This window comes from Chitinivibrionales bacterium (assembly GCA_014728215.1).
Classification (GTDB): domain Bacteria; phylum Fibrobacterota; class Chitinivibrionia; order Chitinivibrionales; family WJKA01; genus WJKA01.
Map to the genome: position 1 here is coordinate 1 of WJLZ01000196.1, position 22,491 is coordinate 22,491.

Annotated in this window: 17 protein-coding genes; 10 read left to right on the plus strand and 7 right to left on the minus strand. The window is 44.2% G+C overall.

All coding sequences use genetic code 11. The features are described 5' to 3' along the window. The 3 genes from GF401_17520 to GF401_17530 form a co-directional block, all read right to left on the minus strand. Window positions 1–614 (minus strand): hypothetical protein (locus tag GF401_17520; protein ID MBD3346857.1); only part of this gene is annotated, 614 nt, incomplete at its 3' end. 54 nt (window positions 615–668) lie between these two features. Then, window positions 669–1,919, minus strand: coding sequence for a hypothetical protein (locus tag GF401_17525; protein MBD3346858.1), 1,251 nt, complete (start codon window positions 1,917–1,919; stop codon window positions 669–671). An 18-nt stretch (window positions 1,920–1,937) separates the two neighbouring features. Continuing rightward, a complete protein-coding gene (locus GF401_17530; protein ID MBD3346859.1) occupies window positions 1,938–2,771 on the minus strand; it encodes a TIGR02147 family protein in 834 nt (277 codons plus the stop codon). Window positions 2,772–3,375: 604 nt separating this feature from the next. Between GF401_17530 and GF401_17535 the strand changes: the two genes are divergently transcribed. The 7 genes from GF401_17535 to GF401_17565 all read left to right on the plus strand — a co-directional run bounded on the left by GF401_17535 (window position 3,376) and on the right by GF401_17565 (window position 12,483). Then, window positions 3,376–4,686: a hypothetical protein gene (locus GF401_17535; protein MBD3346860.1), complete on the plus strand. Its 1,311-nt coding sequence runs from the start codon at window positions 3,376–3,378 to the stop codon at window positions 4,684–4,686. 70 nt (window positions 4,687–4,756) lie between these two features. Continuing rightward, entirely contained in the window at window positions 4,757–5,596 is an 840-nt protein-coding gene (gene pstS / locus GF401_17540) for a phosphate ABC transporter substrate-binding protein PstS family protein (GenBank protein MBD3346861.1), read from the plus strand. A gap of 15 nt (window positions 5,597–5,611) precedes the next feature. Further along, complete coding sequence (pstC, locus tag GF401_17545) at window positions 5,612–6,679, plus strand: phosphate ABC transporter permease subunit PstC (protein MBD3346862.1); 1,068 nt, start codon at window positions 5,612–5,614, stop codon at window positions 6,677–6,679. Further along, a complete protein-coding gene (gene pstA, locus GF401_17550) occupies window positions 6,676–7,590 on the plus strand; it encodes a phosphate ABC transporter permease PstA (GenBank protein MBD3346863.1) in 915 nt (304 codons plus the stop codon). Before pstC ends, pstA begins: the two co-directional genes overlap by 4 nt. A gap of 20 nt (window positions 7,591–7,610) precedes the next feature. After that, window positions 7,611–8,396 (plus strand): phosphate ABC transporter ATP-binding protein, encoded by a 786-nt coding sequence (locus tag GF401_17555; protein ID MBD3346864.1) that lies wholly within the window; start codon window positions 7,611–7,613, stop codon window positions 8,394–8,396. A gap of 30 nt (window positions 8,397–8,426) precedes the next feature. Beyond that, window positions 8,427–9,107, plus strand: a complete 681-nt coding sequence (phoU, locus tag GF401_17560; protein ID MBD3346865.1) for a phosphate signaling complex protein PhoU — start codon at window positions 8,427–8,429, stop codon at window positions 9,105–9,107. 211 nt (window positions 9,108–9,318) lie between these two features. Continuing rightward, window positions 9,319–12,483: a hypothetical protein gene (locus tag GF401_17565; GenBank protein MBD3346866.1), complete on the plus strand. Its 3,165-nt coding sequence runs from the start codon at window positions 9,319–9,321 to the stop codon at window positions 12,481–12,483. Here GF401_17565 and GF401_17570 read toward each other — a convergent pair whose 3' ends face one another. After that, window positions 12,484–14,580, minus strand: coding sequence for a hypothetical protein (locus GF401_17570; protein ID MBD3346867.1), 2,097 nt, complete (start codon window positions 14,578–14,580; stop codon window positions 12,484–12,486). Window positions 14,581–15,127: 547 nt separating this feature from the next. Here GF401_17570 and GF401_17575 point away from each other — a divergent pair. The 3 genes from GF401_17575 (at window position 15,128) to GF401_17585 (ending at window position 19,957) form a co-directional block, all read left to right on the plus strand. Further along, the gene (locus GF401_17575; protein MBD3346868.1) at window positions 15,128–17,572 is read left to right on the plus strand and encodes a glycosyltransferase; all 2,445 of its coding nucleotides are present in this window, start codon (window positions 15,128–15,130) and stop codon (window positions 17,570–17,572) included. A 36-nt stretch (window positions 17,573–17,608) separates the two neighbouring features. Continuing rightward, the gene (locus GF401_17580) at window positions 17,609–19,345 is read left to right on the plus strand and encodes a glycosyl hydrolase family 67 (protein ID MBD3346869.1); all 1,737 of its coding nucleotides are present in this window, start codon (window positions 17,609–17,611) and stop codon (window positions 19,343–19,345) included. Between the two features lie 126 nt (window positions 19,346–19,471). Continuing rightward, entirely contained in the window at window positions 19,472–19,957 is a 486-nt protein-coding gene (locus tag GF401_17585) for a hypothetical protein (protein MBD3346870.1), read from the plus strand. Between the two features lie 4 nt (window positions 19,958–19,961). Here GF401_17585 and GF401_17590 read toward each other — a convergent pair whose 3' ends face one another. From GF401_17590 to GF401_17600, 3 genes are all read right to left on the minus strand, one after another. Further along, complete coding sequence (locus GF401_17590; protein MBD3346871.1) at window positions 19,962–20,162, minus strand: hypothetical protein; 201 nt, start codon at window positions 20,160–20,162, stop codon at window positions 19,962–19,964. A gap of 130 nt (window positions 20,163–20,292) precedes the next feature. After that, window positions 20,293–21,558, minus strand: coding sequence for a hypothetical protein (locus GF401_17595; GenBank protein ID MBD3346872.1), 1,266 nt, complete (start codon window positions 21,556–21,558; stop codon window positions 20,293–20,295). 25 nt (window positions 21,559–21,583) lie between these two features. After that, entirely contained in the window at window positions 21,584–22,480 is an 897-nt protein-coding gene (locus tag GF401_17600; protein ID MBD3346873.1) for a hypothetical protein, read from the minus strand. Between the last annotated feature and the right edge of the window lie 11 nt (window positions 22,481–22,491).

Below are 22,491 nucleotides of genomic sequence, written 5' to 3' on the forward strand. Positions count from 1 at the left end.
ATTTGAAGATCATCGACAAGGTTATCAATATCGATTACCACTTCGATTTCACCATTTCGTCTGATCTCGAGACGGTCGAGCGCCTGCCCCGATGCCTGTTGAGCAAGAGATTGAGAATGAGTACTCACAAGTTCTGCAACCGGATGAATCCCTCTGCCAAGCTGCATAAGTTTAAACCGGTACATTTCGGCACCCTTTTTCAAAACAAGAATTTTCATCGACGACGAGCTTCGAAACAGATTCTCGTTGAGAGGAATCCTGTGAGATCCGGAACCAAATTCCCTGTTGACTACGGTTGTCGCTTTTGCACCATTCATTTCAAAGAGTTCAATACTGACCGGTTGTCCTGAAGCGTTTACCGAAAAGGTAATCAGACCGTCTTCGATTGACGGCATACTCTGATGCGTACCGGGTATACCTGATGCGAATGTTGCCTCAAGAATATGAAACTCTCCATTTTCATCAGTTCTTTCCGTCAAATCTGCCTCCAGCAAAGAAACCGTCAAACTTTCCACCGGAAATTCATGTTGATTAACAATGGTACCGGTAAGGTTAACCGATTGGCCCGCAACCATTCCACATAACATACCAATACAAAGTATCGAATGTTTCATCCTCTCCCCCAGTTTTTGAAAAACATCTCTCCATTTTTATCAATTCCATTCGCCTTATTTCAATCTCCCAATCGACCATAAAACCGTATTTTTAAACAAGTTCCAGCCGTCATCATTCAAATTGATTACCGAGCTGTAAAAGTCGGCAAAAAAACCGGCTCGCCGCGCTGGAGCCCTCATTCCCACCATCTGAGCGCCTTTTTCATAGCAGAACAGCGCTGCTTTATCGTTAAATTCATCGCATGCAGCAATCACCGTTGCCTCAGATGACGGCACCCCCCATGCAATCGCATGGAGTGTATCGAAAACCTGAACATAGCCGGCGTAATCACCTGCTATCGGATGAACAACATCCTTGACATTGACTCCCATAGCTCCGGGATTATAAAGATTGCTGTAATCCTTTCCGGACTCCGGACCAGTCAGCATCATATCGCCGTATATATCGTTCTCGAATACGATTACAGGAATCGTAAGTTCTCTGAAAAAACCGTTAACCGTATCTGCCGATGTCGAGGAACTGATAACAATAATATCAACCTCCTGGTCTTCATCGAGACACAGACATTCATCACTGATGCATATTACATTTCCCCCGATTTTCTGAAGATGCATTTTGACAATGCTGTCATTCTCACGAATATGTTCAGCATCCCCAACTACAAACAAGGCCTTGAAAACGGTCGTCGTTTCATCGGCGAGAACATTAATATTAACACCCAGCAGCGCAGATTCACTCGGATCGCCTTCCTGTGCATAATAGACCTTCGGCATTTCTGCAGATGGAATACCGGTAATAACGATACTGTCCAGGTCTTGACCGATTTCCTGTTTGATCGTTGTGCCTTCAATATAGATATAGCCGTGTACCGGATCGATATGCTTGGGCAGCGCCACCTTGATTGCCCCGGTTTTGCCAAGCTTTGCATCGGGGACATCGATAGTATCTTCGGTAATTTGGATGTCCCTGACTAAAGCCTTTGTCGAACTGGACAATTGAAAAACTTCCAGATTGTATTTCCCGGAATCGGCTGCTTGTAAATAATACCGACCATCGGCATCGGTAATATCACTTGCAAGTGCTGTTGATTTTGCCAGTACCGGATCGTAGTCGGAAGGCACCAGGTGAACAACAGCATTCTCAACAGGCCTACCGCTCTGACCAACAACAATTCCGGACACCTTGGCCGTGGCGCTCTTTGTTGATGTTTCAGTCCCGGTTCCGGCAATATTATCTGAAGAACAGCCCGGTATGAAAAGAAAAGGGAACAGAAGCATAAGAAATATGTAGAATACTCTTTTCATGATTTCCACTTTACTTTTTTACCTCTTCGCAAGGTCAAATGTCTGAAAATTCACCTGCAAGACCGTCTCCGGAGTTATATCACCTTTGACTTTGTCTAATATCTTTTTTCGCAATTCTGTAATCATCGTATCAATTTCATTTTTCGTTTTGTTGCTGATACTTACTGTAAGCGTCGAAAATGTCTGATTTTTAAAATCTTTTTTGTACGCTTCAATACCAAGATCCTGCATCTGTTTGTGAAACTTTTTCAGTGCCAACACCCGGGCTTCATCGGTACACTTGAAAAATTTCCGATGAAATGTCCACTCAGCCTTTTCTTTGTCCCAGGAAATAAAACCCAGTTTATTTAACTCTGAGATCGCATGCTTCGCCTGGACAGCAGTAATCGGTGGATTGAATTTTTTAGCAATTACCCGGTGATCATGCTCGGAGCGATCTAAATCCAGAATCGATATCATGACCGGCTGATACCATTTTGAAAAATACTGATAAGCTTCATTCTCCAGCTTAACGGTTTCTAAATTCGGTGATAAGGAAACAATCTTTTTAAAAATTTTTGATTTTTCAGTATCGGTCTTCGCTTGATTATATCCAACCAAAGCTCTGAAATAATCGGATTCTTTTTTGTTGAGCCCCAGAAACTGTATATATGATTGCATATATCGTGAAGTGAGACTCCGCCCCTTAGTGACATCTATATAATGAGAACGGCTTTTAAAACCGTATTTTTCGACCAGTATTTGATAGACAAATGAAGGATTAGTGGCCTTATAATACCTTATATAATCCTTGAGATATCTGCGGAAATTCAGGTAATCGAAAACTGAGGGTTTCTGCAGTGTATCGGACATATGAGTAATATATATAACGGAAAGATTTTTTCCAACACTTTTTAGAACAAAATTGACTTTTTTACTGAATTTATATCACATTTATAAAAAAGTGCATCCTTTTTTGACAATATTATTAGAACACGCTTTCAGCGATAGCATCATAAACATTTACATTATTGATCCCGGCAATACGACGGGCCCGCCAAATAATTCTTCCGGCAAAAGCAGGCACCAATTTCTTTCAAAGACAAATGGATACCAGCCCCCCGAATCAGTTTTGGCATTACGCGTCTTTCATGACATTGCATTAATAATATACCAATGCAGAGCTAACCTTTTTTTAATCTATAACTAACACAATGCTAACATTCAACGCTGATTTTATTTATTCTTTTAATAACAATTTTCTAACAAACATGCAACTTATTTTTTTGGCCCTCCACTTAACTACCTATTTGAAAGGGGGTTATGGAGTTTTACACTATAGCGGCAGAGCAGCGCAAAAGCTCTGTACCATTTTTTTCAGATATATTTCCAATAACATAGGCTAACAGATACCTAACATAAATCAAATAAAACATAAATCTGTCGCTAACACATTAAAAATGGAGATTAGCTATTTATGAGAATATGTAATATTGGCGCACTGATAACCATCTTTGCATTAACTGCATCTTTATGTGGTCAGGAGGAACCGGTTACTGAGCAAGACTCAACAGCAAAGAAAGTGGAGGAGATTGAAGGAAAATTATTAGGATATGAAGAGCTTATCCTCTGGCTTCAATCAAAAGTTAAAAAACTCACGCAGATCAAGATATCGGGATACATTCAGGCCCAAACACGGATAGCAACAGATACAATTGTGGGGACAGATTACAAAGTTGGCGATTATTCGGGTGGCGCGTTTCCTGAAAATACGCAAAAGAATTTTCAGCTTCGCCGCGGAAGGCTTAAAATAAAGTACAAGACCGATACCACATCAGCGGTATTCCAGCTGGATCTTGTACCCAAAGGGGTAAGCATTAAAGATGCATATCTGAAATTCAAAGAACCGTGGTTTAAAACATTTGCGATTCAGGCCGGAGTTTTTGACCGTCCCTTCGGATTCGAGATCGGCTATTCATCGAGTCGTAGAGAACCTCCTGAGCGATCACGAATATTTCAAACTCTTTTTCCCAAGGAAAGGGATCTTGGCATCGCCCTGAATATCATTCCCGATGAAATTCTTATGCCTCTGGCATTAACCTATTTCAATTTAAAGGCAGGTGCTTTTACCGGCAACGGTATTGCCGATGAATCGGACGACAACCTCGATATCATCGGACGATTCGGATTCATCTTGCCGATTATTTCGCTTAACCTTTCAATCGATGGTGGATTTTCAGGCTATTATGGGAATATTACTACCCGCAACGATACCGTCGCAATGCTTAAAAACGGCACCTGGATCAAAAACACCGGCTCTATGAATTCGGACCTCGATCGTCAGTACTTCGGGGGCGATATGCAGGTATATTATGACATTCCAACTTTTGGTGGCCTTTCTCTTCGAGGAGAGGTTATCGGGGGCCGGCAACCCGGAACTGTAAAATCGAGTAAATCACCAAAGTCGTCTTCGCCCTGGCAGGATGTTGCCTATGAACGCCAGTTTTTTGGATATTATGCAATGTGGGTCCAGAATATTGGACGATTTTTTCAGTTTGTAGCAAAATATGACGCCTATGATCCTAATATTGCACTAACAGGCGATGAAGTCGCTTCGGTTGGCGACCTCGCTTTCAGCACCATTGGAGGCGGATTGCTCTATTACTGGGGTGCCAATCTGAAATTCACGGCCTATTATGACTATATCATGAATGAAACTTCAAAAAGTGTTTTTCCCAAAGATTTGAAAGACAATGTTTTTACATTCAGAATCCAATACAAATTTTAGCTCTGCATATCTCATAAATATATAAATGCACAAATTATTATGGCTACTTTTCAGTGAAGGAGAATTGATTATGAGAAAGCATCGATGGCTTTTCGCGACCACCACCATAACGATTACAGCTTTTGCGCTTTTTGTTTATGCCCGTTCATCCCCGATAACCATAAAGGGATCGGATACAATGGTTATATTGGCTCAACGGTGGGCAGAAGCCTATATGGCTGAAAATCCTGAAGCGGCTATCCAGGTAACAGGAGGTGGATCGGGAACCGGCATCTCCGCATTGATCAATGGTACAACAGATATTTGTAACGCTTCCCGGCCGATGAAACGAAAAGAACGAATCAAATTGAAACAACGATATAACACTCTCGGTGTCGAAATCAAATCTGCTAAAGACGGAGTGGCAATATATGTTAATAAAAACAATCCGGTCAAAGAGATTACCCTGGAACAGCTCAAAGATATCTACACCGGCAAAATTACCAACTGGAAAGAACTGGGCGGCAACGATGCACGCATAATTGTTTATGGAAGGGATAACAGTTCAGGAACCTATGTCTACCTCCGGGATAACGTTCTTAAAGGAAAAGATTATACACCGCTCATGCAGAGCCTTCCGGGTACTGCTGCGGTAGTAAATGCGGTTGTTAAGGATGTCAACGGTATCGGTTATGGCGGAGCAGCATTCGGCAAAGGGATAAAATTTCTTAAAATACAAAAAGATGAAAACAGCGAAGGCTTTGCTCCCAACCTGAAGTGTGTTACAAGCGGCAACTATCCTATTACCCGTTATCTTTATATGTACATTCGCAGTAAACCGACTGGTGAGATGAAAAAATTTATCGATTGGGTACTCAGCGATGAAGGTCAGGCAATTGTATCCAAAGTCGGCTACTTTCCTCTTCGATAGCAGCGTGCGGTGCCGATGAAAAAAAACAAACACAAATATCAAGGCCGGATAACACTTGAGTGTTTAACGACCCACAAAGTCCATCCGGTCGAATTTATTATCGAAAAGGCCATTACTTTTATATCCTTTTTATCGCTGGCCTTTATTATCCTCATTTTTATATTTGTTTTCCGTGAAGCAGGAGGATTGTTTTTTCACTCTGCAGAGGAGTTAAACGTTACGGAACTCGACCTTGAAATGGAAACCTATGGAGAGGAATACGTCAATGATAATATCGATAAGGATTTGTCATCTGTCGTTGAAGCGGAATCCGAAGATCATTCCGTTTCCTTTTTGGATGTTTTCGGTTTAACGTGGCAGCCGGTTTCATTGAATCCTCGCTTTGGTATAATTCCACTCTTTGTGGGCAGTCTAAAAATTGCACTTATCGCAATAGCACTTGGTGCCCCGCTGGCTATCTTTGGCGCATTATACACATCCATTTTTGCTCCCCCCTGGGTCCGGGAAACCATAAAGCCGGGAATCGAAATCCTTGCCGGATTTCCTTCAGTAGTAATCGGCTTTTTCGCACTCGTTATTCTGGCATCCGCAGTACAGAAAACCTTTGGTTTTCAGTTCCGTCTCAATAGTGTCGTAGGAGGAATAGCGCTTTCTCTTGCCGTGATTCCGATAATTTATACGATCTCGGAGGATGCGCTCAATGCAGTTCCCCGTTCCTTGACTCAAGCTTCTCTGGCTCTCGGTGCCCGAAAATGGCAAACAGCATTGTTTGTAGTGATGCCGGCCGCTATACCGGGAATATTTGCATCTATTCTCCTTGGAATAGGAAGAGCTGTTGGGGAAACCATGATAGCGCTGATGGCAACCGGAAATGCAGCTATCCTCTCGCTTAATCCGGCACTTCCGGTCAGGACTATGGCGGCAACAATCGGTGCAGAGATGGCCGAAGTTGTTTTCGGGGATACACATTATTCGGTGCTTTTCTTTTTAGGAGTCCTTCTTTTTATCTTTTCCTTTATCTTGAATTCCACCACAGAATTTTTTATTCGCCAACGGCTAATGAAACGTTTTGGAGCATTATGACATCTTATTTTCGTAAGCATTTTTTCAGATTTGCCGTTCCTGCAGCTGCCAGCTTCTGTGCCTTTGCCATCGTGGCAGTTGTTGTTATGATTACTGCTAACATCATCATTTTAGGAGCACCTCATATTTCATGGGAATTTATTACACAACCGCCGAGGGCAGGCATGACCCAGGGAGGTATTTTTCCTGCAATAATAGGAACTTTCCTTCTTGTTATTATCATGTCAATAGCGGGAGTACCAATAGGAACCGTTACCGCACTTTATCTTGCGGAATATGTTTCCAAAAAATCGATAATCGTCAAATTCATCAGGTTTGCCGTCAACACCCTCGCCGGTATTCCCTCCATTGTTTTCGGACTTTTTGGGCTTGGATTTTTCATCCGGTTTGTGGGCAAGGGAATGGATTCGCTTTTGACGCCCGGCGAGATGATTCGTTGGGGCCAGCCCAATATCATGTGGGCCAGCCTAACAATGGCTATTCTTACCCTGCCGGTTGTCATCGTATCGGTTGAAGAAGCGATTCGGGCTGTTCCCCGTGAGCTCAGAGAAGCATCCCTGGCACTGGGCGCCACCCGATGGGAAACCATCCGTAATCTTGTGCTCCCGAACTCGGTGACAGGTATCCTGACCGGAGCGATTCTGGCGATAAGCAGAGGTGCCGGAGAAGTGGCGCCGATTCTTTTCACCGGTGCAGCGTACTTCCTTCCCCACCTGCCACATTCACTCAATGATCAGTTCATGCACCTGGGGTATCATATATATATAATGTCAACTCAGTCCCCCGATGTTGATGCTACACGAGGGATTCAGTTTGCAACCACGCTAGTGCTTCTTGCTTTGACTTTTTCACTTAGCTTTATTGCAATTGTATTGCGGTTTCATCTTCGCCGGAAGATTATTCGACTTTAACCATCGGGAGCCATACCGGCATGACAGCGCATGCAGACAAAAGCAGAAACGAAGACATTAAAATCAGAACCGAAAATTTAAGCTTTTTTTACAATCAGAAACCGGCTTTAAAAAATATTTCTATTGCAATGCCGGCCTACAAAATCACCGGATTAATCGGCCCATCAGGTTGTGGAAAATCAACATTCCTTCGCTGCCTCAATCGAATGAATGACCTCATTGAAGGAGTCTCCCTCGAAGGCAAGGTCTTTATCGACGACATCGATATTTACCGGAAAAAAATTGACGTTGTCGAACTTCGCAAACGGGTAGGAATGATTTTTCAAAAATCGAATCCTTTCCCAAAATCAATATTCGATAATATTGCATACGGACCGCGACTGCAAGGGAAACGGAAAAAATCAGAACTGAGTGATATTGTCGAACAGTGCCTGAAACATGCAGCACTCTGGGATGAGGTCAAAGATGACCTGGATAGAAACGCTCTTGCCTTATCGGGGGGACAGCAGCAGCGCCTGTGTATTGCCCGCGCACTCGCTGTTAACCCCGGCATCCTCCTTATGGATGAACCCGCAAGCGCACTCGACCCTATCTCTACCGCTAAAATTGAAGAACTTCTTTTTGAGCTGAAAAAAAAATACACCATCGTTATCGTTACCCATAATATGCAGCAGGCGTCACGGGTAAGTGACTATACGGCCTTTTTCTATATGGGCGAGATCGTAGAGTTCGGAGAAACAACGACAATTTTTACCTCACCCGAATATAAACAGACCGAGGATTATGTTACCGGACGGTTCGGTTAATCGACCGATGAATTCGAAAGGCGGAATAACATGGAAAGACATTTTCAGGAAGAAATCAATGATGTTCGCAAAATGATTATTGAAATGGGGACACTTGCGGAGGAAGCTTTTGGATTATCAATCAAAAGCTTTCAGAATCTGGATCTCGAGCTTGCGCAGCAGGTAATTGAAAAAGATCACGCCATTAACGCTCTCGAAATATCTATTGACAAAAGTGTTTTCAAGCTCATAGCATTAAATCAACCGGTTGCCGGTGATCTCAGGTTCCTTTTCAGTGCAGGCAAGATCAATAAAGATCTCGAACGAATTGGAGACCATGCAGTCAATATCGCGCAGGCAACACTAGCCTATGCATCGCAGAACTATAACGTAAGCGCTTCCCAGCTTTCAACAATGATGACTGTTGCTCATCAAATGCTTCATGATGCAATTACCGGACTTATCGATTCCAATTCACAGCTTGCATTGAAAGTATTGGAACAGGATGATCAGGTTGATATACTCAACCATTTACTCTGCCGTGAGGTAATTGCCGGAGTTAGAAAAGACATTACTGGAATTGAAGCGGCGCTCGAAATGATCAAAGTCATCAAAAATCTCGAAAGAATCGCTGATCTTTCAACCAACATAGCCGAAGATGTCATATTCAATGCCCGCGCCCTTGATATTAAACACCATGCTGAAGACAGGATCCTGAAAAATAAAAAGTGACAAAAAAGTGAAACATGAACTAATGGGCCACTTCATCTCCCCCTTGCACCTCTCTGCTTAATATTAAACCTGTTAGAGCTGAGAAACTGATTTCACCGATCTTCCATGTAACCAAATTGTAACAAAATTGGGTATTGATTCCATATTATAATGTATGTAAATTACATTACACCTCATTTGTGCCGATAATATCCAAAGAAGGACTTTTTGTATGCAGGCCGGATGGTTGTTTGCTCTTCTGTTAGCTACCGGATCAATTCAATTTTCATTTGCACAGAATACCTCTCCTGTAGCTCACGCAGGTTCTGATATTCTCTGCAGCGAAAGAGATCCTGTTATGCTTGATGGATCTTTGAGCTACGATCCCGATGGCGATAATCTCGAATACGAATGGACGCAACTGCAGGGCCCGCCGGTCTCGATCGACCCTGCTGCAAAACAACCGTCTTTTGAGGCGCCCTGGTTTCTTGAAGATTCGGATCTCCTGTTCCGGCTGGTTGTGTTCGATCCGCAGTCAGCCTCCGATACCGATTCGGTTGTCGTAGGAGTGCAGGCGACACCTGATCTGGATGATTACCTCGACCTCGATTTCAGCGACGGTTCCCATTCGATACCCTACCGTCTCTTTATCCCCCGCCACTACGATCCTGCTCAGAAATACCCTTTGCTGGTCTATCTGCACGGCGCCGGAGCACGAGGTATCAATAACACAAGCCAGATCACGCAGACCGGTGGGAAAAAATTCATTCAACCCTTTGTTCAATCCGCCTATCCCCATTTTATTATTGCTCCTCAGTGCCCCTCCGGATCGTACTGGTCGAATCTCTGTAATTTCTGGCCCGACCCGATCGTGGGCGATACCACGGCTCCCTGTGGTCAATGGTATAATGGAGCTTCGCACTGGCAGGTGGACACGACAATCCCGATGGAACTTATCATGTTGATAAAAGACTCGGTGATCAAGCATTTCTCAATCGACTCCAGCAGGCTCTATGCGGCCGGACGGTCCATGGGCGGATTCGGCACCTGGGATCTTATTACTCGTCAACACGACCAGTTCGCTGCGGCGATTCCGGTAGCCGGCGGCGGCGATCCCTCACGAACGCCCTTTATCACCGATATGGCGGTCTGGGCATTTCATGGTGACAATGACGGTACCGTTGATGTCCGTGGCTCGCGAAACATGATCGACGGCATTTTTAATGGCGGGGGATGGCCCGATTATACCGAAATTCCCAATGGAAGCCATGCCGATGCCTGCAACGGCGCCTGGGATGAACCGGGGCTCTACGACTGGCTCTTTTCCCATTACAAAGGAGATGATTCTCCACCTGCCGCACCTGCCGCACTTACCGCCAACCCGGCTGGTCTTACGGGCTTTGACCTCTCATGGACTGCCGCCGATGATCCGCAGAGCGGGATCCACGCCTATGATATTTTCCGCAACGATATCCGTGTCGCCTCAGTGAACGGGCTGTCCTTTCAGGACGGAAACCTGGATTTTGAAACCGAGTACACCTACGAAATACGCGCGGTAAATAAGTCGCTGACTCCCGGCCCATTTTCCGCCCCGGTAACCCGTACCAGCGGCAGTTTTGACGGCAGCGCATTCATGCAATCCTCTGATCACCAGGGTATTGTCTGTTTCGAAACCGAGCACTATTTCGAAAAGGGAGCTGCAGGGGGACATGCCTGGGAACACGATCTCACCATAGGAAGCTCCGGCGGCAGCGCCATGAGAGCCCTCCCCAGCAATGGAACCCGTATCAACACAGATTACGCATCAACGAGTCCTTCCATGAATTACACTGTCGATTTTGTTCATACCGGCACGCACTATATCTGGACACGAGGCCTGGGTGATTCGGACTCTGATGGTGACAATGACAGTTATCATGCGGGTCTTAGTGGTCAGGAAACAGGCAGTAGCGACCGGATCACCCATTTCAATTCGTCCTGGACCTGGACCCGCACTACTATGGATACACCGCCAGCATCGTTTAATGTTCCTTCACAAGGAATTCACACGTTCAACGCATGGATGCGTGAAGATGGACTGATTATCGATAAAATTGTTATTACCATCGATGAAACATATACACCCACCGGTGAAGGTCCTCCCGAGAGTGAGCGCCTGATCACACCGCCTCTCCCCGGAGCGATCTCAATTCTGGACTGTGCTCCCGATGCCGATGTGTATCTTTATGCCGCTTCCGGATGGCAGGGGGAATACATACACAGCGGGAACGGCATAATAAGCGATCTTTCACCCGGCAATTATCTCCTGTCAATTCTCCAGCCGGGAAAATGCCCTGCATACTATCCCGCAATGGTGGCATCGGAGTCGACAACGGACATTTCGGTAGCACCCTGCAATGCAGTACCGATTATGATAGATTCCTGCGATACGCTGCGCGCTGAGGGAACCCTTATCGATACCTCCCTCTCTCTATGCGCGGTAATGGGTGATATTAATCATGATTATAACCTCGATCTTCTCTGTGCATTTCCCGACGGCGCTATTCGGTTCTATGTACATGGTGGTACCGGATTGCAGTATACCTCGACAGTTTCAACAGGAAAAACCGGTCTCCAGTGCATACGGGTCGCCGATTGGAACTACGACAATATCCCCGATATTGTCGCCGGCCATGACGATGGCTCCATTGCCGTACATGCCGGTCGTGGAGACTTCACCTTTGATGCTGCATCACCCCTTTACAATGCAGGCAATGGCCTGACCGGCTTCGATATTGTCGATATGGATCGTGATCATGATCCCGATTTTATCCTCGGATACGACAATGGCGCACTGCAGCAGGCTCTGTATGACGGTTCTGACTGGATACTGTCGCCTGTTGCTCGAAAGAGTGGCGGCGCCATTACCCTTACCGACAGTGCGGCCCCCTGCATGACAGATCTGAGTGGCGACGGCCTTTCCGATATCATCGCCGGAACCGGTGGTGGAGACATTTTCTGGTTTGAGGCCGATGGTGGGGGCGCTTATCTGAACCGGGGGGTTCTGAATATGTACGGCGATACCGCCGCTTTTCAGGGGAGAAGCATTGTTACAACGATATACGGTGCGTCTGAAGAATATAAATCATTGATTATATCCGGAAGTGAAGGTAAGGTTTTTCGATCGGCATTACTCATGCGTGCCGATTTTGTTAACACCCCGGAAGGTATCGTTAATGTTGTCGATCTTGCCCTGTTCGGGGATGCTTTTGGTAAAAATGAAACCTCTGCTACCTGGGAATCTCGATTCAACCTTGATTTGACCGAGGAAAACACTCATCAGGCGGTCAATGGTTCGGATCTGAATATTTTTGGCGATTGCTGGGGAAACAGAAAAAAGTCATCGACTACATATTAACTACCGCCCACCGGCTTCACGGTAATATTTGTACCCCGTATAAACTCGTTCCTTGAGTTTTTTGAAATCATCCCGGTCCATCACCCGTTTGAGTTCGCGGTCAAATCGTTTAAAAAAAAGGTAGGCCTCTTTAACTTTATTTCTTTTTAAGAGGGAACGTATCTGTTTTATATAGAGATCTTCTTTACTTTTATAGGTTTTCTTTTTCGAAGGACTTTCTGTAATCCGGGGGGCCGTTTTCTTATCCGCCGCAACGCGGGGACGCCGGGAAGCCGGAGCATTTTTGGCGGAATTTCTCTCAGACCGTCTTGGTGCGGCGGGGGAAGGTGATGTTTTTGCCTTCGCAACCTGCAATTTCTTTTCCCGTTCATTTTTCTGCATATCCGCATAGGATTGATTGACAGTCATCTGAAGAACATCATAGGCTTCAGGATAGAGATATTTCTGCAACTCGTTTTTTTCGCGATTAAATTTCCGGTATGCTTCAGAAACTCTTCCCTGCTCGACAAGCTCATAGATGACGATCAGGCTCTTCTTTGTTTTTTCTTCATATATTTTTCTTTCCCGTTCCAGACGCCGCTGGTCTTCATGTTCCCGCCGTCTTTTTTCTGCGAGTTGTTTATCGGCTTCACTGCGAACCTGACGTTCTCGTTCGAGTCTTTCCTGACGTTCCTGTTTTTTACGCTCGCCCAGCTCTTTTTCTTTTTCCCGCTCACGTGCCCGGGCAGCAAGTTTTGCCTCTCGTTCACTTTCTATTCGTTCCCTGGCGGCCTTTTCTGCGGCTAACCGCTCCTGCCGTTCCTTTTCAATTTTCCGTTGACGTTCGGCTTCCTTACGCTTGCGTTCCAAATCAGCAAGTTTTCTCAAACGGCGCTGCTCCTCGAGCTTCCGGCGGGCTTCGGCGATACTGTCCTGACGGGCTTTTTCACGTTCTTCACGGAGTTCTGCCCGACGTTCCTGTTCTTCACGTGCCGCTTCGATGCTGTCCTGGCGAGCCTTTTCTCTCTTCTCCCGGAGCTCTGCCAGACGTTCCTGTTCTTTACGTACAGCTTCGATGCTGTCGCGACGGGCTTGCTCACGCTCCCGCTGCAAACGCTTCATCTCCCGCTTCGCCGTTTCAATGCTGTCACGACGGGCTTGCTCCCGTTCCTCCCGCAAGCGCCGCTGTTCACGACGATCTTTCTCACGGCGCTCGCTTTCCTGCTTTTCTCTCATTGCCCGGATTTTCTCCATCCGGCGACGCTCGAGTTCGGACTGATACTGTTCCTCCTGTGAAGCCACCTGGGCCTGCTGCCGTTTTAACTGCTGTTTTTTATCAAACTGCACTATGGCATTATCAATTGAAGCGAATTCGGCATCGGCAATCCGGGTCTCGGCCGCAATCTTCTTCCGATAATCAACAGCTGCCTCCTTACCTTCACTTCTAAGAACCTCAAGTACACTGTTAATAAGAGAATCCGTTTTTGTCTCGACAGTCGTTTTTATCCGTTCAAGCCGGGCACTGTAACGGCTCTGCTCTTTTTTATCCATTTTATCTATTTTTGAATCCAGAAGCTGTATCAGATTCCGGGCATCTCCGATCCTGTTCTGATAAACAAAGTCTTCAGTCCGGCTCAAATCATCCTCAATGTCCTTGGCGCTGACTCCTCCGCCGGCAAGTTGCTGTATTTTGCCTCGGTAAGCAACCACCTTATCAAAAGGAATTTCCAGTTCATCCCGGTATTTCTGATAATAGGCGAGCTCTTTTTCAGCATCATCGACATTTTCCCGGGAAAGGGCTTTTTCCACCTTGCCCATAATCTCCTTTGAAACAGTCTCGTTTTTCTTTTTATACGCCTGACTCATTTCCTCGGTTTTCAACATACTCACCCGGGTCATGGTTTCTATGAAACCTTTCAGGGCTTCAAAGTTAGGACGGTCCTTTTGAATTTCATTGTTGAATTTCTCGATAATTCCATTGCCGTATTCTTCATTACTGCTCATTTTACTCACTTCAATACCGGCAGCATAACAGAGGCCATAAGGAATTTGAAGTATCGACACTGCAGGTCCTGAAATGATCAATGATGAAATAAAAATGATCGGCAAATAGCGCATAAGCATGCTGCCTGGTGTTCGATAACCTGTTTCTGCCATGAAAGAGAGGGATGAATTACAAAAATTTTTAATTAAACGCTTCAAATTATGGTGTCCCATCTTTTACCCCATTTATAAGTAACACCCTTAAAGAAGTGAACCTGAAGGCTCCAGATTTCTTTAATAGTTCATGTGATAAACACCTGTGGGCCAGCATTTGGTCACAAAAGATTACATGTTGGAATATCTATAGTAAAATAAACACTTTACTCTGATTCAACAAGTGTAATATTTATTTAATGATTAGGCTGTTGTTTTTTGAAAATAATGTACCTCCGATAAAAATAACACCTGGACTGGCCGGATTAAAAAACCAAATATTCTTTAAAATTAATGATAACAACATAATTTCCGATAAAAAGCCCCAATAACCACAATATATAGTGGTACGTAACCAAAGCAAAACATTGACATAATATAATCTTAATAAATGTAGTGTACCTTTTAATATAGTATGTATTAACCATATTAACTTCAAATTATCTACTTGGAAGGGAGCACTCCATTTATGGCCAAAGCCGACCTTCATGTACACTCAACGTATTCAGCCCATCCGTCGACATGGTTTCTTCAGCGTCTTGGAACCCGGGAATCATATGTTACTCCGGAAGCCGTTTATGAACGGGCAATCGAACAGGGTATGGATTTTGTGACTATCACCGATCACAATGCTATTGAAGGCTCTCTTCTGTTGAAAGAAAAGTATCCCGACAGGATTATTCCGGGTGTTGAATTCACCACCTATTTCCCCGAAGACGGTGCCAAAATTCACCTATTGGTATATGGGTGTACCGAGAAACAATTCAACGAAATTAATGAAATCCGGAGCAATATTTACGATTTTCGGGATTATATTAAAAAAAACGATCTTGTCCATGCAGTCGCCCACCTCTCCTTTTCTGTGAATCGCCGCCTTTCCCTTGAGCATATTGATAAACTGCTTATCCTTTTTGACTATTTTGAAGGAAGAAACGGGAGCCGAAGTCTGGGTGAAAACGATACCCTCTCAGGCGTGCTTTCCGCTCTTACCCCCGAACATACCGATAAACTGCTGAACGACTATTCAATCGAACCCTATAGTGAGGCCCCTTGGATAAAAGGGGTTATCGGCGGCTCGGATGATCACAGCGGTCTCTTTATCGGACGGACTTATACCGAAGTTGACGCTGCAAGTCCTGAAGAATTTTTAGAGAGAATGAAAGCAAAAGAATCATCTCCCGGCGGACGGAGTAACGATTATCAGGGCTTTGCACTTATGGTTTATAAAGTGGCCTACGATTTTTCCCAGGCCCGCGGCAAAGCACTTGCATCTTCACTGTTCAGTTCAGTTAATTCGCTCATCTTTGATCAGCAGCCGCTTGGATTTAAGAACAACCTTATGCTTCAGCGGATGAAACGCTCCAAAGCAGTCAAAGACGATGCTGTTAAGAGAACGCTGCTTGAACTGATCGAACGATTCAAAAAGGTGAATGATCTTTCGGTCGAAGAAAAAATGGAGATTCTGAATGACAAGATAACCCTTATTGCCGATCATTTCTTTGAGGGGCTTCTAAAAAACCTTTCGGATCATGTAAAGCATGCCGATATTTTCGGAATTGTCAAAAGCGCTTCAAGTGCACTTCCCGGTATATTTCTGTCCCTTCCTTTTTTTACGACACTCCATGTACTCAACGATTCCCGTGAATTGCTCGACAAACTTGTTAACAAATTTGGCAGCACTCACCAGAAGAAAAAGAAAAAAATTCTGTGGTTCACCGACACCCTTACCGACCTGAATGGTGTTGCAGAAACCCTGAGAAAACTTGGCTGGCTCGCCCACGAAAGAAATCTGGAACTTGTTCTCGTAAGTTGTATACTGAAAGACGAAGACCGGAAACTTCTTCCACCAAATGTTCTGGAACTCCCCTGCATTCATACGTATACGCCATCATACTTCGATACCTATACGCTGCGCATTCCTCCTGTATTGTCATCGATTAAGATGATTTACGACCAGGCTCCCGATGAAATCTACATTTCAACACCCGGCCCGATCGGTATGCTCGGTCTGCTGTGCGCAAAGCTGCTCCATGTCCCCAGTACCAACATTTATCACACCGATTTTACCCGTTATGCAAAGCAGATTATCGGCGATGAAGCGGTGTGTAATATTGTCGAAGATTGTCTTCGATTTTTCTATTCTATGTCTGGCACAGTTTCGGTACCGACCAGACAATACATCTCCCTTCTTGAAAAACGGGGAATCCCCCGGGAAAAAATGGTCCGCTTCAAGCGGGGAATCGATCCGAATATTTTTGCCCCTTATGATGGTGCTCATCAAATTCTGGAGAATACCTGCGGGATTACCGACGGAATTACCCTTATGTATTCGGGGCGTATCAGCAAAGAAAAGAGTGTGGATTTTCTGGGTGACGTGTATGCAAAAATCGCCGAAAAACATCAAAATGTAAACCTTATCCTTGCCGGTAACGGACCCTATTTCGAAGAATTCCAGCAGAAAATGGCCCGTTTCCCCCGAGTTCACTTTGTTGGCCGGATACCACGACTGCAGTTGCCTCATCTCTATTCCGCTTCCCACTGCTTTGTTTTTCCCAGTGTTACCGATACCTTCGGAATGGTGGTTCTTGAAGCACAGGCATGCGGTTTGCCCGCCATAGTCTCCAACTTCGGCGGCCCACAGGAAATTATCCTTAACGGGAAAACCGGCTACAGCGCATCGGCAAACGATATCGATGAATGGACAGCGAAAATCGACGGCATGATTAATATGATCAATCACTATCCTGATCTGTACAAAGAAATGCGCATTAATGCACGCTGCCACGTTTTAAGCACCTATGACTGGGATCTGGTACTGCATGATATTTTTAATGGAAAATCAAGCAAAAATCTTGATTCTTCCGATATGGAAAGCTATCTTCCCTATAATGATATTGTCGCATTAGAGCAATAAAAGCAGATGGACCTATAGATTTTCCGAAAGGCTTTTGTGGAACCCCGGCAGGATTTCAAGCTGTACATTATCGATGCCAATGCTCCGCTGTTCAATACGCGGTTTTCAAAAAACAGAACTGTCAACTGGTCAAAAGCCCCTTTCGAACATCTCGAAAGGGGCGGCACTATTGATAAATCTGTTTCAACACGTGTTCTCCAGGAATACAAAAACTATGTCGAACAGGTTGCATTACTGGGCTACAATGCCATTTCCCTCGATGATGTCGCGCATTTAGTTTCGATCGATTTTTATCCACAAAAACTTAGAAATACAATTTCAGATTATAAAGCGTTCTATTCCAAATTTTTTGACATCGCATCCCGGCTGAATCTGAAAATATTTCTCACCACCGATATTATGTTCTATAACAACTATATCGATACATATACACGCAACAAAGATTCACATAATATCCACCTGCTTTCAATTGCACTCAAACGGCTATTCAAGGAATTCCCTCAAGTTAATGGCGTGATTTTCCGGATAGGAGAATCGGACGGTATCGATGTCCACGGGGAATTCAACAGCAGACTCATTATAAAAAGACCTGCGCAGGCAAGACGATATATTCAATCGCTTCTGCCTGTTTTTGAGAGTTATAACCGCCTTCTGATTTTCAGAACCTGGACTCTCGGCGCCTATCCGATTGGGGATTTGATGTGGAATCCTGATACCTACCATGCGGTTTTTGATAAGATCACCAGCAAAAATTTTGTCATTTCTCTTAAATACGGCGACACGGACTTTCATCGTCATTTGCACCTCAGCCCGCTATTTTTTGAGAGTTCCCATAAGAAGATAATCGAACTTCAAACCCGAAGAGAATATGAAGGATTTGGGGAATTCCCATCCTTTGTAGGCTTCGACTACGAAAAATATTATTCTCAACTTTCTTCATGCAACAGCTTGATTGGTATTTACGCCTGGTGCCAAACCGGCGGCTGGTCCCGATTTACCCGGCTGAGTTTCCAGAATAAATCTTCACTCTGGAATGAACTCAATACAAACGCCGCGATTGATATATTCCGTTGTGGAAAAAGTGCCGAAAAGGCGGTTGAAGACTTTGCTTCCCGGTATTTTCCCGACAACGATCCTTCACTGCTCCTTCGACTCGTAAAACTATCGGACATCGTAGTTAAGGATCTCTGGTATCTGCCCGAATATTCCCGCCGGACCCTGTATTTCAGACGGATCAGAATCCCGCCCCTTTTCTGGGTTTTCTGGGATACAATTATAATCAATCATTTTGTAAGAAAAATCCTTCGGCGGTTCGTGCATAATCGTGATGAAGCCATTAAGGAAGGGTATCGGGCATTATACAAAATCAAGGAAATTAGACGTCTGGGCATGCAACTCGGTATGGATGAACAAATGTTCGATTTTTATTTTGATACCTTTGAAATACTCGCTTTAGCCCGTGAATATTTTCTCGGCCCATGGTCGCCCGGCCTGAACATTAAAATTGAAAAAATAATCGAACACTATGAACGGAAATATCCTTCCGGATTTAAAATCGAAAAGGATTTTTCTCCTTTAACTATTCGAAGTTTCATTATCAAAGCTGTTTTCAGAATGTGTCTGAGACCCCATGCGCACTACCGCCCAATCGACAAATTTTTTCTCATAAAATTTACCGGCTGGTTTTATCCGCTTATCAAGAATATTCAACATCACCGCTTTCCCGAATTTGCCGATAAACAGGCCATGGGGACCCAGGTACTGTTTAAGTAAAAAATAACGTAACGACTCAGGTCCCTCTGGAAGTTTTCTGCCGTCATTCCTAACTTAATTATAACAATGCTTGAATGCTATGCTAAATTAAATGTACAATATTACCTAGAATTACCAGGGAGGATTATGAACCGCATTATTATGAGATTCACCGTGCTGGCAATACTGAGCAGCACCCTTCTCATGTGCTCGCATATAAATCAGTCCAAAACCACTATGATTCCTGAGACAAAGAATCATCTGGCCCATCACCAGATAAAAACGTTTACCTGTGTGGCATCACATATAACAGGTCTGAATCTTGGAGAAAATGCCAATACAGCGGGAGAATTATTAAAAAAGCAGCTTCAGAACAGCAAAACCTATCGCACCTATGAGCGACAAGAAATAATCAGGGATATCAAATGGACAGTTCAAACGCTCGATGAGGTTGCTCAACGACGGTATAAGCAGGAATTTTCATCATGTAACGAAATGATGAAAAAAGAAATACTAACTCAGTTCGGACTGGGATATCTCAGTGACAGAGGTAAAAATTCAGAAACTGTCTATAATTATCTTGAAATATTTCTATCCGACATCCAGACTCCCCTGCAGGTACGAAGTGAATAAGTTTTTACTCACCTACAGCGGAAGAATTGGAATGAAGCGTAGAAAGATACTGCTTTTCTTTTTCCAGCCGCTCGATTTTTGCCTGCAATAATTTTACATTACCGACCGAAAAATGTGATTTCTGCAGGTGCGACATATCTCGCTCTTTGGATGCTATCTCATTATCGAAATCGAGGATAATTTGTTTGATATTTCGGTTTTTCATTGTCAGATTTTTAAACAGATAAACCATAATAAAAACGGTCAAATAATATACAAGTATAATACTATGCTTTTGTGAGTTTTTTGTTAGTTTTATGTTTTTTCAGGATTAGCGCCTCATTTTTTCCCCGGTACTATTCTCCTAAATCATTCTCAAGATTCAGATAGAGTTGTTTGCTTGAAGGAACATAGAGGGATGAAACAGTCCGTGATGACCATATTTGTTTCAGCACATCGGTAAAAAGCTGATTTTTCATGATTTCCGGATTTTTCCGGTACGATGGAAGGAGTTTATTGAATCGTTCGGCTGATGCTCTGGACTCTTCTATTGTTGCTGTTTTCCAGGTACGTGCTTCATCGAGCTGCTGCGCAACCGTTCCTCCGATAGCCCCCGACAACATCAGCTCTTCCACAGAAGAATATGCTCTCTTTTCCAGTTCCTGATTCCCACTCTCAGCCGCTTGTTCAAATTCAGTAACTTCTTCAAGAACCACTTCCCAGTCTTCCCCGGCGATTTCACTGAGCGTTGAAACACGATATCGTATCGCTTTTTCAATATTCAACGCCTTTTCACTCTCCGATTCATTAACCGCCTGAAAATCTTTCACCAGGGTGCGTGGGACCGAATATCTGCTCGATGAAACATTCGTAACCCGTATCCCTGCCTGCAAATTGTTCAGCTTTTTCTGTATCCGCTCTGTTATCGCATCATTGTCTATTTTGCCGGCCACAAAATCGGAAACAGTTGTTTGTGCAACAACAGATAAAATCGCTTCCTGGGCAATGGTTCTTATGATTGAACCGGCATTTTCGAGTGTCCCCATGTTTTTCAAAAAGCTCAGAATCCGCTTTTCCTGCGGAATGTTACGGGGAGAAGAATCCACCTGATAATACACGATCCATATACCTTGTACAACATTTTTATCGGCGGTAATCAGAAAACCGTCTTCACCGGGACGTAAAAACTCAGATACGGCCCTGTTGTCATTTTCAAAGCTGTCCGGATTGGTCGACTCATTTTCTATCCAGAATGCCTTGTTAATAATGCAGCTCTGGATCGTTGTTGGAATTTGAATGATATTATCGATTGGCTGAGGAAACGCAAAGTAAGGTCCACCTGGATGAAGTACCGGATTTCCGTTTTCCGGAATCTTTCCCGATCTGGTATGAACGGCAACAAAACCTTCAGGCACCCACGAAACATTGCTCAGAACAAATGCAATGCCAAGAACGACAATCAGGATTTTTAAAATATTAAAACCGGTCTTCAGCGCCGTGGACAAATGGGCAATAGTATCCTGAGATCCCTCCATCGAAACATCCCTTTCCGTCTCAGATGAAGATCCCGAACCGGTCTCCCTCTTGTTGCAAACCTTTTCTTCCGTCTTTTTATTTTTCATAATTTCAGAATTTCAAGGTTCGACGTTACTTTTCCATCTCTTTAAGCAGATCAAATGGTTCTGTATCGGTATCCAGGATAAAGGTAGTGTTTTTTGAAAGGCTTTTTTCCAGGGCCTCGAGTTTACGCAGAAAAATAGCGAAGTTTTTGTTCTTTGAATATTCTTTATAATATTGAGCCGCAGCGGCATCACCCTGAGCGCGAATATTCTGCGCCATTCTTTCGGTAAATGCAAGGATACGACGTTTATCGCTGCCTGTTTTTGCCATGATACTCTTTGCAACGGCTTTCCCTTCAGATCGGGTATTCTGAGCCATGCGGTGTCTGGTTTGTTTCATTCGCGAAAAAACCGTGCGGGTGATATTCTCGGGAAGCAATATCCGGGAAATTCCGACGGTCCTGATTTCAATTCCGCAATGATGTTTTTCAAGATCATTCTTTGTTCGTTGTAATAACGCTTTCTCGGCATCGTCGATACGAAGCTTCGCCGGGTCAGCATTGGTTAACTCCTCGAATGAAAAATTTCCAATTTCCGCCTTTGCCGATCTCAACCGTTCCCGCAGAAATTCTTCGGCCTGCTCGAAGGTTTTGAAAAACCGGTGAAAACCGAGTGCATCGGTAATTCGCCAGGAGGTAAATGCTTTAACTATTACAACTTGCTTATCCTTTGTTTCCTGCTGTTCCAGGCGATCTTCAAGAATAATGATACGGCGATCAAACCGGGTCACCTTTTGGACCGGCCATGGCCATTTGAAATAAAGCCCCGCGCCATTCCCCTCGCTATTTTTGACCGATCTTTCTCCGGCCTTTCCAAAAGTCGTTACAAGGACTGTCTCATCGAAATTAACCCGGTAAGTAAAAAGATATCCCGCAAAAAGAATAAAAAGAAATGTTCCAAGAAGAAATACGAGTATCTGCTTCATACACAATCCCC